This is a genomic window from Pantoea stewartii, from assembly GCF_011044475.1.
Classification (GTDB): Bacteria; Pseudomonadota; Gammaproteobacteria; order Enterobacterales; family Enterobacteriaceae; genus Pantoea; species Pantoea stewartii.
The window spans coordinates 491,796-505,392 of the sequence record NZ_CP049115.1 but is presented as its reverse complement, the minus strand read 5'-3'; the positions used below and the strand labels follow the sequence as shown (position 1 = coordinate 505,392).

Here is a 13,597-nt window from a genome sequence, read left to right as displayed (position 1 = left end):
CAACCGGGGTGCGGCCCTGATTTTTCAGGGATTCAGACGGCGACGCGTACGGCCGGAACTGAGGTAGTCCGCGATATAATCCTGCGAAATTTCCCCGCTGTAACGGCCTTCTTCATCCACAATCGGCATCCACACCGTGTTGTGTTCATACAGCTTTGACAGCACCACGCGCAGGTTCTCCTCGGCTTTGCCGGTTACCCGGAAGGTGTGCAGGATATCCTCACAGCGACCGCTGGCGCTACGCGCCTCGCGACGTTTAACAAACCCGAGCGGTTTACCATCGTCGTCCACGACGGTAATGGAACGCATATCGTTATCGTCCATAGTGCTGAACGCATCCATCAGTGGCGTCGAACGTTTCACCGTGATGGTCGGTTGCTGATCGGTCACATCACCCGCCTGCACCAGCAGCAGACGTTTCAGAGTGCGGTCCTGACCGACAAACGACCCGACAAAATCATTCGCTGGCGTCGCCAGTAATTCGTCCGGGCTGGCGCACTGCACGATTTTGCCCTGGCCAAATACGGCGATGCGATCGCCAAGTTTCAGCGCCTCGTCAATATCGTGGCTGACCAGCATGACCGTTTTCTTTAACTGACGCTGCATATCCAGGAACTCATTCTGGATGACTGCACGGTTAATCGGGTCCACCGCACCAAAAGGTTCATCCATCAGCAAAACCGGCGGATCCGCCGCCAGCGCGCGAATAACGCCAATACGCTGCTGTTGCCCGCCCGACATTTCGCGCGGATAGCGATGCAGAAATTTCGTGGGATCCAGTGCCACCATGCTCATTAATTCGGTGGCCCGCTCGCGGCACTGTTTTTTGTCCCAGCCCAGCATGCGCGGCACGACGGTAATGTTTTCCTCAATCGTCATGTTAGGAAACAAACCAATTTGCTGAATAACGTAGCCAATATTGCGGCGCAGCGTGGTCGTGTCCTGGGTGCTGGTGTCCTCACCGTTGATGAGAATACGTCCGCTGGTGGCCGGAATCAGGCGGTTAATCATTTTCAGTGTGGTCGTTTTCCCACAGCCGGAAGGGCCCAGCAGTACGCACATTTCGCCCGCCGGCACCTCAAGACTTACATTGTCCACCGCTTTCATCAGCGTGCCATTTTTCTGGCTGAAGGTTTTCGTCAGGTTTTCAAGTTTTATCATTATCGAATTCCCTTAGGAGTCAGCGCCAGCTGCAAACGGTGCAGCAGCCAGTCAAGAACAATTGCCAGCAGGCAAATCATCAGTGCGCCGGCAATCAGCATGCGCACGTCACTTCCGCTGATGCCATCAAGCAGGAGCAGGCCAAGTCCGCCCGCACCGATCACCGCCGCGATGGCCATAACGCCGACATTCATCACGACGGCGGTGCGGATACCGCCAAAAATGACGGGCAGGGCCATAGGGATCTCAACCCAGCGCAGACGCTGCCAGAACGTCATCCCAATGCCCCGACCGGCCTCACGCAAGCCATCCGGCAGGTTTTCCAGCGCGGTATGGGTATTACGTACAATCGGCAGCAGGGAATACAGGAACACCGCCGTGATGGCAGGCACCGCACCGATTCCCTGACCGATCAGCGAAAACAGCGGGATCATCAGACCAAACAGGGCGATGGTCGGAATGGTCAACACGATGGTGGCGATGCCCAGTACCGGCGTGGCCAGCCATTTAATGCGGACAATTAAAATGCCCAGCGGCACGCCGGCCAGAATGGCGCAGCCCACAGCGACCAGCACCAGCCAGGTATGCTGCCAGGTCAGCGTGAGCAGGTTATTCCAGTTATCAATGATGTAATGAAGGGTATCCACGATGCCTCCTTACAGCATGTTTTTGGATTGAAGGAAATCGCGCGCCACCTGTTCCGGTGACTGATGATCGATATCCACGCGCTTGTTCATCTCGGTGATGGCCTCATCCGTAATCAGCGGTGAAAGCTGATTCAGCGCCGCCTCAAGGCCGGGATGGCTCTCCAGCACATCTTTGCGTACGACCGGCGTCACGTTGTAGCTGGGGAAGAAGTGCTTATCATCTTGCAGCACCTTGAGATCGAATCCTTTTACGCGCCCATCCGTGGTGTAAATCAAGCCCGCATCAACAAAACCGTCGCGGATCGCGTTGTACACCAGACCCGGGTCCATCTGACGAATTTGCGGTCTGTCCAGCGTGAGGTTGTAGGTCTTCTGCAGCGGCTTCATCCCATCCGAACGGCCATAGAACTCCAGATCCAGCCCCAGTCGCCAGTTATGTTTCGGGTCGGTTTTGCGCACCTGATCAATTTTGGCCACCAGTTGCGACAGGGTAGAAATACCTTCTTTATCCGCCCGCGCCCGCTGCATGGCAAAAGCATAGGTGTTGTTCATCGGGGCTGGATTAAGCCAGATCAGCCCCAGCCTGCCATCCAGATTTTTAACGGTCTGGTAAGCTTCCTGTGAGGACATGGGCTTGTTGATATGGTTGAAAATAATCAGTGAGGTACCGGTATATTCCCACGTCATGTCGATTTGCTTGTTAATCATGGCATTTCGACTGATTGTCGTGGCAATGTTGCGTTTTGGGATAACCTGAAACCCTTTCTTTTGCAGCCACATCACGGTCATGGCAGAAAGGATGTGTTGTTCCGTAAAACTTTTCGTCGCCAGCACCAGCGGGGCGGCAGCCTGAACGCTCTGGCTGAGCGCCAGCGTCGCCGTCAGGGCCAGCGTACAGTGCTTAATCCAACGCGTAAGCATCATCAACTCCTGTTTTATGCCGCAGCGTGCGGACTCAGATAACGGCCTAACGTCGCCAGCAACATATCCAGTATCAGGGCCACTAACGCCGTTGCCACCGCGCCCAGAATCAGGACCGGGAAGTCATTGAGGTAAATCCCCGGAAAAATCAGCTCGCCAAAGCTGCTGGCACCAATCAGGAAGGCAAGCGGGGCGGTGCCAACGTTAATGGCTGTCGCAATGCGCACCCCTGCCAGAATGACCGGCAGCGCATTCGGCAGCTCAACCTGACGCAGGCGTTGCCATTTTGTCATGCCGATACCGTTAGCGGCTTCAATCAGTGAGGGCGGAACGGCGCTCAGTCCGGCATAGGTGTTGCGGACAATGGGGAGCAGCGAGGCCAGGAACAGGGCAAACAGCGCCGGCTTATCGCCAATGCCGATCACCACCATGGCCAGCGCCAGTACGGCCAGCGGCGGCAACGTATTGCCCACGTTAAAGATTTGCATGACATATTCTGCCCAGCGACGGGCAAAGGGACGGCTTAGCAGGATCCCACTGGGAATACCGACCAGCAGGGCAAACAGCATTGACCAGAACACTAAAAACAGGTGCTGTTGGCCAAGATAGATGAGATCAACGCGGCGGGCGACCAGTGTATCCCAGCCCAGCCCCCAAACCAGTGCGCCCAACACTGCTATCACAGCAAGCAGCGCCAGACCGGCACGTTTGGCCAGCGAAGCGTTATGCATACGGATTCTCCCTGTAGACCATTCTGTTGTTATCAAACCCTGAACCGACATGACAGACGCCACAAAAAGGGCCGCCGCGTCCAAAACCATGCCGATTGTTAAACGTGTAAAACGTTTGCGAATTTCTGCGTAATTTCGTTAATCACAGTCAACGCAGTTTTAAACCTATAGCAACGTCAAGCGAAGCGCGCCAGCTTTTATCGGTAAAATCATGGAGATAGCATGGGGGCAAAATCGCCGCAGCCCTTACTACAACTGGTTTAACAGCGAAACTACCTGATTCGTCCCAATTTAGGTGACAACGTCACAAAAGCACTGAATTGATTCCTGGACGCGCAGATTTGCGCTAGCCTTAGGGAACGCAAAAAGGGAGCATCATGATCAACAGCACTTCCGCGCCGCTGCGCCGCAACTGGATTCTTTTCGCCTGCATGCTCGCCATGTTTATGGCCGCCATCGAAGTCACTATTGTGGCCACCGCGATGCCAACAATTGTCGCCGAGCTGGGGGGCTTTGCGCAGTTTGGCTGGGTATTTTCGGTTTACCTGCTGACGCAGGCCATAAGCGTACCGCTTTATGGGCGCCTAGCGGATCTGTGGGGCAGAAAGAGGATGCTGTTTCTGGGCATCACGCTTTTTTTGGCAGGGTCGGTGTTATGCGGCTTTGCGCACAGCATGTTTTGGCTCATCGTGTTCCGCGCCTTTCAGGGCCTGGGCGCGGGGGCCATCATGCCGCTGACGTCCACGATTGTGGCCGATATCTATTCCCCCCGTGAGCGGGCCAGCGTGCAGGGCTGGCTGTCCAGCGTCTGGGGCGTGGCGGCGATTGTCGGGCCGCTCTCGGGCGCGTGGCTGGTCCAGCACTTCAACTGGTCGGTGATTTTCTGGGTCAATGTCCCGATTGGCATCATCAGTATGCTGTTGCTGGCCATCCTGCTGCCAACACATCCACAGAAACAGCCGGCCCCGTCACTGAATCTGATTGGCAGTGGCTGGCTGACGCTGTGCATCAGCGCCGTACTGATTGCCCTGTTACAGGCAGAACAACTGGGCTACTGGCTCCTGTTGTTTTTACTCGTGGGCGGGCTGGCCGGCTGGCAGTTAACCCGCCATGAACAGCAGGCACAGGCGCCCCTGTTTCCGATGCGTCTCTGGCAGAGTAAGCTGATTATTGCCGGCAATATAGGCAACCTGGTGATTGGGGCGACCATGATGGGCGTCAGCGCGTTTTTACCGACATGGATACAGGGCGTCACGGGCGGTTCGCCACTTCAGGCCGGCACCGCGCTGGCGATGATGTCCATCGGCTGGCCGCTGGCCAGTACGGTCAGTGGCCGCCTGATGCTGTTCACTTCCTATCGTTTTACCGCCCAGCTGGGCGCAATATTGTTAATTGCAGGCAGCGCCTTACTGCTGCTGTTACACAGAGAAAGTTCGCTACTGCAGGCGGGCTTCACCTCATTCCTCATCGGCACCGGCATGGGGATGACCAGCACGACGTTTCTGGTGTCTGTGCAGAATCATGCCGAATATGGCATTCGCGGTATTTGCACGGCGTCGGTAATGTTCAGCCGTATGATTGGCTCCGCGCTGGGAACGGCGGTGATGGGCGCCGTGCTAAACCTCAACCTGCAGTGGCGGTTGCCACATGCAGATGATCCGGTGCAGCAAATTATGTCGCAGACAACCCGCGACCAGTTGGCCCCGGATGAGCTGCAGCACCTGTTACAGGCGATTGCTGCCTCACTGCACTGGGTGTTTATCGTGGCGTTGGTTATCGCGTTATCGGCGATGTGGGTCGCCGGAAAAATGCCGCGTCAGCAGCCGCAACAGGCCGACTGATACCGGGCCGTTTAGTCGTCAGAGTGCGATTCGGACGGCAACAGGAGAGAAAACGAAAAAAAGAGAAGGGCGACAATGCCGCCCTGAACGTTACTGCGTTGAGGTGTCCTGCGAGCTACCCGCGCTGTCAGGGACCGCCGCCCCGTCATCGCGACCCAGCTTTTTATAAACGATTTTCTGTGTGTCGTTATCGCAATGACCGACAACCTGTCCGCCCGCCTGGTCGGCCTGATCGTTGGGCACCACATCCAGACTAAAGCCTGATTCGGGCACACCGTTCTGGATAATTTTCTGGCTGATATCCGCTTTTACGGATTCACAGGAGGCCTGCGCCAGCAGCGGGAACGCCAAAAACGTCACTGTCAGTAATGCATGCTTCATCTTCATAACCTTTTCCTTTTGTCATGCGTCAGTCATTACTATAGCTGAAAATTACGGCAGTACCGGACGACCGGTGCGGCGATCCAAACAGCGCAACGTGTTGGGTTCCCAGTAGGCATTCAGGTTAGCGCTCTGCTCACACTTGTCGCGGGTATCAAACGCGCGGTCCGCTTTATCAAACTCTTTTTCCACCCGGCGGTTCACTTTATTGCGCAGCATGTGCGTGTCATTCCACTGCTCTTTACTCTGACGGGCCGCTTCATTATTCAGCGCGCTACTGCCATTTTCAATTATCAGGCGATCGGTGTTTGCACTCACGCCAAATGCCGTGACAGAAAGCAGGGCCACCATCAGAACCGGAAGCAATTTTTTCATCGTAATATCCTTCAGTTAACACGGGCTTACCTGTGGGTAAACTTTTGCAGCCTGTGCGCAATAGTATACCATTGCCGCTCAGATGCTCACCAGCAGTGTGCATGTCGTTTACCTGCCTGAGAGATTAACGTGCTGATCAAGACTGCATTACTGTTTTTTATTACCGCCCTGGCAGAGATCACAGGCTGTTTTTTGCCCTGGCTGTGGCTGAAAAAGGGCGCGTCGGCCTGGCTGTTAGTGCCTGCCGCACTGAGTCTCACGCTGTTTGTCTGGCTGCTGACGCTCCATCCTGCGGCAAGTGGGCGCGTATACGCGGCTTACGGCGGCGTTTATGTTCTCACGGCGCTGGTCTGGTTGCGCATCGTAGACGGGGTGAAGCTGAGTATCTGGGACTGGAGTGGTGCGCTGATTGCGTTCAGCGGCATGTTGATTATCGTGCTGGGCTGGGGCAAAGCGTAAAAAGCCAGCCCGAGGGCTGGCCTCTTAATCAGGGTTTATGCACTTTAAGGCCTGCCAGCGTCTGGCTGACGGGCATCATTTCCAGGGTGTTGATGTTGACGTGTTTAGGCAAGGTTGCCACCCAGTAAACCGCTTCAGTCACATCTTCCGGCGTCAGTGCCGTCGCGCCCTCATAAACCTTATCAGCCTTGTCATCGTCGCCTTTAAAGCGCACGTTAGAGAATTCGGTGCCGCCAACCAGGCCTGGCTCAATATCCGTTACGCGCAGGGCGGTGCCGTGCAAATCGGTGCGCAGGTTCAGGCTGAACTGACGGACAAAGGCTTTGGTGGCCCCATACACATTACCGCCCGCATAGGGCCAGCTTCCGGCAATCGACCCGATATTAATGATATGACCGACGTTACGCTCAACCATCGCAGGCAAGACGGCGCGCGTCATATACACCAGCCCCTTCGTGTTGGTGTCGATCATATTTTCCCAGTCATTCACATCTGCCCGGTGCGCCGGTTCAATGCCTAATGCCAGACCCGCGTTATTGACCAGTACATCAATGTCGCGCCATTCTGCAGGGAGGTGTGCAATTGCCTCTTCAATGGCGGCCCGGTTACGCACATCCAGTTGCACCGTATACAGGTTGTCGCCCAACGCGTCTTTCAGCGCTTTCAGACGTTCTGCGCGACGGCCGCTTGCGATCACTTTGTGTCCTGTTTCGATGAACCGGCGGGTAATGCTTTGACCAAACCCTGCCGTTGCCCCCGTAACAAAAATAATCATCGTGTTTCCCTTATTCCGTTTCATGGTGTTCCTTTCACCTTAACACGGCATTTTTGGCGATGTCCGCTGAATTTTACGTGCACGGTCGCCCACGGTCTGCGCTATTTTCGTGCAGTCCGCCCCGTTATTGTGCAAACGCGTCAGGCCGGCAGGGCGCATTTTGGCCATCATTATCCAGGCAACCGATTGCGAAAGAATGGCAACCGTTTGCGTCGTGTGTAAAGACGTTTTTTCGTTGCGCAACGAATAATTTTTATTAAGTTACTGATATATAAGTTTTAATTTTATAAACAAGGCTGGCATGACTCTTGCAAAATGTTTAAACAGAGACCAGGGTTAAGGCACAGGGCGACATTTACCCCGCCCGGCAGAGGAAACATTATGCTGACATATACGGACGCGGCGATTCGCGCCAGCTTCTTCGATTTTGCCGCAGTGGCACACGATCCCGAATCGATACTGGCGCAGGCACGCTATCTGGACGATGGCGTGCTGACGCTGCGTGAAGGGCGTGTTGTCGATCTGCGCCCCTGGCAGGAGAGCACAGACAGCCTGAATGCAGGCGGCATGATTGACCTGCGCGGTAAGCTGATCATCCCGGGCTTTGTCGATTGCCATATTCATTATCCGCAAACGGAAATGATCGGTGCCTTTGGCGAGCAACTGCTGGAGTGGCTGAATCAGTACACTTTTCCCGTGGAAGCGCAGTATCACTGCCCGGATCATGCCGCGCAGATGTCGGCATTTTTCCTGCAGCAGTTACTGGCGAACGGCACGACCAGCGCGTTGATTTTCGGCACGGTGCACCCGCAGTCGGTAGATGCGCTGTTCAGCGCAGCCGAGGCGCTCAATATGCGTATTATCGCAGGCAAAGTGATGATGGATCGCAATGCCCCGGACTACCTGACAGAAACGCCAGAAGAGAGCTATGCCCAGACGGAGGCGCTGATTGCGCGCTGGCACGAGCGCGGCCGCCTTAATTATGCGCTGACGCCGCGTTTCGCTCCGACCTCTTCTCCGGCGCTGCTGGAGAAAGTTCAGGCGCTTCGCCAGCGTCACCCGGATGTCTGGGTTCATACGCACCTTAGCGAAAACCCCCACGAAGTGGCCTGGGTGAAGCAGCTTTTTCCTGACCATAACGGTTATCTGGATGTGTATCATCAGTATCAGCTGACCGGGCGCCGCAGCGTATTCGCGCACTGTCTGCATCTGGAAACACAGGAGTGGCAGTGCCTGCATGATACGAACTCCGCCATAGCATTTTGCCCCACCTCAAATCTGTTTCTGGGCAGCGGCCTGTTCAATATCCAGCGGAGCTGGCAGCAGGGCGTTAACGTGGGCATCGGCACCGATGTAGGCGCCGGCACCACCTTCAATATGCTGCAAACGCTGGGAGAAGCCTACAAAGTGGGGCAACTGCAGCAGTACAAACTGAGCGCCGCAGAAGCGTTTTATCACGCCACACTGGGCGGCGCTCATGCGCTGGATCTCGATAAACACATCGGTAACTTCGCCCCGGGCAAAGAAGCGGACTTTGTGGTGCTGGATCCCGCCGTGTCCGCCTTGCAGAGGTTACGCATGGCAAACAGTAAAGATATCTGGGAAAAACTGTTTGTGCTGATGACGCTCGGCGATGACAGAAATATCGTACAAACCTGGGTTAACGGTCGCCCGGTCTGGCAATCCGCTGCAAAGGAGAACGCCGCATGATTCAGTTCCTGCTTAATGACCGTCCGGTGACAGAAGAGCAGCTCGATCCCAATCTGACGGTCCTGTCGTATTTGCGTACGCATCAGCGTCGCTGCGGCACCAAAGAGGGCTGTGCCTCCGGCGACTGCGGCGCGTGTAGCGTCACGCTGGGCAGTGTCGTAGACGGGAAGCTCACCTACCAGACCGTGAACAGCTGCCTGATGCTGGTCAGTGGGTTACAGGGTAAGCAACTCATTACGGTAGAGGATCTACGCCAGGGAAAAAGCCTGCATCCGGTACAGCAGGCAATGGTGGACTGCCATGGCTCGCAGTGTGGATTCTGTACGCCGGGTTTTGTCATGTCGCTGTTTAGTCTGCAAAAAAACCAGCCTGAGTGGAATCGTCAGCAGGCCGAACATGCGCTGGCGGGTAACCTGTGCCGCTGTACCGGTTACCGTTCCATCATGGCGGCTGCCGAGCAAAGCCTGAGCGATGTTCAGCCCGACAGCTTTGATCGTCAGGCACAGCAGGTGACTGAACAGCTGATGAACCTGACACACGAGGCTATCCAGACGCTGGAAAAGAACGGTCGCACCTGTTTTATCCCGAAAACCGTGCAGCAGCTTGCCGAATGCTGTATCGCCCATCCTGATGCCGCATTGCTGGCGGGCGGCACCGATCTCAGCCTGCTGATTACCCAGCGTGACCAGCATCTCCCCAAAATGATTGCCCTGGGGCAGGTTGACGCACTGAAAGCCTGCGGCGAGGACGATAAACACTATCAACTGGGTGCCGCTGCGTCGCTGGAGCACATTGCCGATTTTATGGCGACGCGCATTCCGGGTTTTGCCGGAATGCTGACGCGCTTTGCCTCGCTACAAATTCGTCAACTCGGCACGCTGGGCGGCAACCTTGCGAACGCTTCGCCGATTGGTGATGCCTCGCCTACGCTGCTGGCGCTTAATGCATCGCTACTGCTGCAGCACGGCGACACGCAACGCACCGTGCCGCTCGATCGCTTTTTCACGGGCTACCGACAGACAGTGCTAAGGCCGGGGGAGTTTATTCACACCATTCTGATTCCTAAAGTGACGGTGTCACCGGATTTCGTGGCCTGGAAAGTCTCAAAACGACTGGATGACGACATTTCAGCGGTGTTTGCCGCCTTTAATATTCATACCGATAACGGCATCGTCACGCGTGCGCATATTGCATTCGGCGGTATGGCGGCAACGCCGCTTCGTGCGGTCGCCTGTGAACAGGCGCTGTGTGGTGCCGCCTTATCGCCGGAAACGCTGGCGAGAGCCTGTCAGGCGCTGGAAGCGACGTTTCAGCCGCTGAGCGATTTCCGGGCCAGCGCAGATTACCGTCTGCAGGTCGCCTGTAACCTGTTGCGTCGTTATGTTTACCGTTCAAACGGACTCGCCATCACAGAGGTAAGCCGCTATGTCTCATAATCGTCCGGCATTGCCTGAATCTGCGTTACCCGTCCTGTTCGCCAGCGATATGACCACGGGCGTAGGACGCAGTCAAAAACACGAAAGCGCGGAAAAACACGTCTCCGGTGAAGCGCAATATATTGACGATAAAGCAGAACAGCCGGGCTTACTGCACCTTTGTCCGCGTCTGAGCGACCACGCGCATGCGCGTATTACACGCGTCGATCTGCAACCCTGTTACGCGGTTCCGGGCGTAGTACGCGTACTGACCTGGCAGGATGTGCCCGGCGTCAATGATATCGGGCCCCTACAGCCAGGCGATCCGCTTCTGGCACAGGATATCGTCCACTATGTGGGCCAGATTGTGATTGCCGTACTGGCCGAAACGCCCGAAGCGGCGCGTCAGGGCGCTAACGCGGCGATGATTGAGTACGCCAGTCTTCCGGCGCTGCTGGATGTCGAAGACGCGCTGAAGCAGGGCAGCTTCGTGCAGGAACCCCATATTCATCAGCGCGGTGACGTTGAGGCGGCACTGGCGCGCGCGCCGCATCGGGTTCAGGGGGCGTTCCACATTGGCGGACAAGAGCATTTCTATCTGGAAACGCAAACCGCCCTGGTGATTCCCGGCGAAGACGACGCATTGCAGGTCTTTTGTTCGACGCAGAACCCCACTGAAATTCAAAAGCTGGTGGCCGAGGTCATGGGCATCACCATGAACAAGGTCACGATTGATATGCGGCGTATGGGCGGCGGATTTGGCGGCAAGGAAACCCAGGCCGCCGGTGTTGCCTGCCTGTGTGCTGTCGCCGCCAGGCTGACCGGGCGCGCCGTGAAAATGCGCCTCGCGCGGCGTGATGACATGCGTATTACCGGCAAACGGCATCCGTTTTTTGTGCGCTACGACGTGGGGGTTGAGGATGACGGCCGCTTGTGTGGCGTGAAAATCGATCTGGCAGGTAACTGTGGTTACTCACTGGATCTCAGCGGATCGATTGTGGATCGGGCAATGTTTCATGCCGATAACGCGTACTACCTCGGCGATGCGCGGATTACCGGTTACCGCTGCCGCACCAATACCGCGTCCAATACTGCGTTTCGCGGGTTTGGCGGCCCGCAGGGCATGGTGGCGATAGAGCAGATTATGGACCATATCGCCCGCGAGCGTGGAATCGATCCGCTGACGCTGCGTAAACGGAACTACTACGGTAAACACGAGCGCAATATCACGCATTACCACCAGCAGGTGAAAGATAATCTGCTGGATGAGATCACGGAACAGCTGGAAATCAGCAGTGATTACCACGCGCGGCGGGAAGCCATCGCGGCCTTTAACGCCAGCAGTCCGCTGCTAAAACGCGGTCTTGCGCTGACGCCGGTGAAGTTTGGGATTTCTTTCACCTCAAGTTTTCTCAACCAGGCCGGTGCGCTGATTCTGATCTACACCGATGGCACAGTACAACTCAACCACGGCGGAACGGAAATGGGCCAGGGGCTCAATACCAAAGTGGCGCAGATTGTCGCGCAGGTGCTGCAAATCGATATCGATAAGATCCAGATCACCGCCACAGACACCGGCAAAGTGCCCAATACATCGCCGACCGCGGCTTCCAGTGGTACGGATCTGAACGGCAAAGCGGCGCAAAATGCGGCGGAAATCCTGCGTGAACGCATGCGCACTATGCTGTGTTCGCTGCATAACTGTCTCCCCGAGGCGGTAAGTTTCAACAACGGCGTGGTGCGCGCAGGCGATCACTATTACACGTTCGCTCAGGTCGCCCAGCTTGCCTGGCTGAATCAGGTGCCGCTCTCCGCGACGGGATATTATCGCGTGCCTGGCATCCACTACGATCGTCAGGCTGGTCGGGGCGAACCCTTTTACTATTTCGCTTACGGGGCCGCCTGTTGCGAAGTGATTGTGGATACGCTGACGGGCGAATACCGGTTATTACGGGCGGATATTCTGCATGATGTCGGGGCCTCACTGAATCCAGCCATTGACATCGGTCAGGTCGAGGGCGGCTTCGTGCAGGGGTTGGGCTGGCTGACCTGTGAGGAACTGGTCTGGAATGACAAAGGCCAGTTGATGACGAACGGTCCGGCCAGCTACAAAATTCCGGCAATCAGCGATGTGCCCGCCGATATGCGCGTCACACTGGTCGAAAACCGTAAGAATCCGCAGGATACGGTATTCCATTCCAAGGCAGTGGGCGAGCCGCCTTTCATGCTGGGGATCGCCGCCTGGTGCGCATTACAGGATGCGGTCGCCAGTCTCGCGGACTATCGCCAACATCCGGGGCTGGACGCGCCTGCTACGCCGGAGCGGGTATTCTGGGGCGCACAGCGTATGGCCGGGAGGCGTGGATGATTTTCCATGACTGGATAAGCATCCTGCACCATCTCCGTGAAACGCGCCAGCCTTGCGTACTGGTCACTGTGCTGCGCGATCGTGGCTCGGTGCCCCGGGACGGCGGCGCTAAAATGGTGGTGACGGCGAAGGAAACCTTTTTAACAATTGGCGGCGGACATCTGGAATTTCAGTGTATCGCGCAGGCCCGCGCACTGCTGGAAAGCGGGCAGGCCAGCCCGCACACAGAGGATTTCAGTCTGGGGGCACGGCTGGGCCAGTGCTGCGGCGGCATGACCACCATGTTATTCGAACCCCTGTTACAGGCACAGCCGGAAATCCTGGTATTTGGCGCGGGCCATGTGGGTCAGGCGCTGGTGAATGTGCTGGCAACGTTACCCTGTCACATTAACTGGATTGACAGCCGGGAAAATATTTTTTTATCCGTGCCGCCCGGGGTGCGCATCCAGCAGCCTGACGATCCGCTGGACGCAGTGGCTGAGGCGCCCGCTGGCAGCTATTATATCGTGATGACGCACCACCATCCGTTGGATCTGGCGCTCTGTGAAGCCATTCTTAAGCGGGGAGATTTCCACTACGCGGGCGTCATTGGCTCGCAGACAAAAAGCCAGCGCTTTCGCTATCGTCTGGCCGGCAAAGGCATCGACGACGTCCGGCTGGCGCGCCTGCGCTGCCCGGTGGGCTTACCCGATGTAAAAGGGAAACTGCCCGCCGAAATCGCCGTGGCGATTGCGGGTGAGATTATTGCGGTGTACCAGCAACAACGCGGATAGGTTGTTCTACCCGAGGCGACCTGCCACTATGAAACACTGT

General features: G+C 56.5%; 13 protein-coding genes. 6 read left to right on the top strand and 7 right to left on the bottom strand.

What is annotated here, in order from left to right:
- Positions 1–24 precede the first annotated feature (24 nt).
- The 4 genes from osmV to G5574_RS02275 are packed head-to-tail and all read right to left on the bottom strand — an operon-like array spanning position 25 to position 3,460.
- Positions 25–1,161 carry an osmoprotectant ABC transporter ATP-binding protein OsmV gene (osmV, locus tag G5574_RS02290; protein WP_164481974.1) on the bottom strand — a complete coding sequence of 379 codons (1,137 nt, stop codon included), beginning with the start codon at positions 1,159–1,161 and terminating at the stop codon, positions 25–27.
- The gene (osmW, locus tag G5574_RS02285; RefSeq protein ID WP_006119224.1) at positions 1,161–1,808 is read right to left on the bottom strand and encodes an osmoprotectant ABC transporter permease OsmW; all 648 of its coding nucleotides are present in this window, start codon (positions 1,806–1,808) and stop codon (positions 1,161–1,163) included. Before osmW ends, osmV begins: the two co-directional genes overlap by 1 nt.
- 9 nt (positions 1,809–1,817) lie before the next feature.
- The gene (locus tag G5574_RS02280) at positions 1,818–2,729 is read right to left on the bottom strand and encodes a glycine betaine ABC transporter substrate-binding protein (protein WP_058701868.1); all 912 of its coding nucleotides are present in this window, start codon (positions 2,727–2,729) and stop codon (positions 1,818–1,820) included.
- 14 nt (positions 2,730–2,743) lie between these two features.
- Complete coding sequence (locus G5574_RS02275; RefSeq protein WP_006119222.1) at positions 2,744–3,460, bottom strand: ABC transporter permease; 717 nt, start codon at positions 3,458–3,460, stop codon at positions 2,744–2,746.
- Between the two features lie 377 nt (positions 3,461–3,837).
- On the opposite strand from G5574_RS02275, the gene G5574_RS02270 reads away from it, so the two are divergent.
- Entirely contained in the window at positions 3,838–5,301 is a 1,464-nt protein-coding gene (locus G5574_RS02270; protein ID WP_164481973.1) for an MDR family MFS transporter, read from the top strand.
- A gap of 90 nt (positions 5,302–5,391) precedes the next feature.
- Here G5574_RS02270 and G5574_RS02265 read toward each other — a convergent pair whose 3' ends face one another.
- Positions 5,392–5,688 (bottom strand): DUF1161 domain-containing protein, encoded by a 297-nt coding sequence (locus tag G5574_RS02265; RefSeq protein ID WP_033741733.1) that lies wholly within the window; start codon positions 5,686–5,688, stop codon positions 5,392–5,394.
- Between the two features lie 45 nt (positions 5,689–5,733).
- On the bottom strand, positions 5,734–6,057 hold the full coding sequence (locus tag G5574_RS02260; protein ID WP_006119218.1) for a DUF1283 family protein: 324 nt from the start codon (positions 6,055–6,057) through the stop codon (positions 5,734–5,736).
- 132 nt (positions 6,058–6,189) lie between these two features.
- Here G5574_RS02260 and G5574_RS02255 point away from each other — a divergent pair, with 132 nt between their 5' ends.
- Positions 6,190–6,516 (top strand): YnfA family protein, encoded by a 327-nt coding sequence (locus G5574_RS02255; RefSeq protein WP_044242046.1) that lies wholly within the window; start codon positions 6,190–6,192, stop codon positions 6,514–6,516.
- 28 nt (positions 6,517–6,544) lie between these two features.
- Here the strand turns inward: G5574_RS02255 and ydfG are convergent, their stop codons facing one another.
- Complete coding sequence (ydfG, locus tag G5574_RS02250; RefSeq protein ID WP_033742210.1) at positions 6,545–7,291, bottom strand: bifunctional NADP-dependent 3-hydroxy acid dehydrogenase/3-hydroxypropionate dehydrogenase YdfG; 747 nt, start codon at positions 7,289–7,291, stop codon at positions 6,545–6,547.
- Positions 7,292–7,672: 381 nt separating this feature from the next.
- Between ydfG and guaD the strand changes: the two genes are divergently transcribed.
- The 4 genes from guaD to xdhC are packed head-to-tail and all read left to right on the top strand — an operon-like array spanning position 7,673 to position 13,557.
- Positions 7,673–9,001 carry a guanine deaminase gene (gene guaD / locus G5574_RS02245; protein ID WP_110267476.1) on the top strand — a complete coding sequence of 443 codons (1,329 nt, stop codon included), beginning with the start codon at positions 7,673–7,675 and terminating at the stop codon, positions 8,999–9,001.
- Positions 8,998–10,437: a xanthine dehydrogenase small subunit gene (gene xdhA, locus G5574_RS02240; protein WP_164481972.1), complete on the top strand. Its 1,440-nt coding sequence runs from the start codon at positions 8,998–9,000 to the stop codon at positions 10,435–10,437. Before guaD ends, xdhA begins: the two co-directional genes overlap by 4 nt.
- A complete protein-coding gene (gene xdhB / locus G5574_RS02235; protein WP_033741728.1) occupies positions 10,427–12,784 on the top strand; it encodes a xanthine dehydrogenase molybdopterin binding subunit in 2,358 nt (785 codons plus the stop codon). The genes xdhA and xdhB overlap by 11 nt, the downstream gene beginning before the upstream one ends.
- Positions 12,781–13,557 carry a xanthine dehydrogenase accessory protein XdhC gene (gene xdhC, locus G5574_RS02230; protein ID WP_006119212.1) on the top strand — a complete coding sequence of 259 codons (777 nt, stop codon included), beginning with the start codon at positions 12,781–12,783 and terminating at the stop codon, positions 13,555–13,557. The genes xdhB and xdhC overlap by 4 nt, the downstream gene beginning before the upstream one ends.
- Positions 13,558–13,597 lie beyond the last annotated feature (40 nt).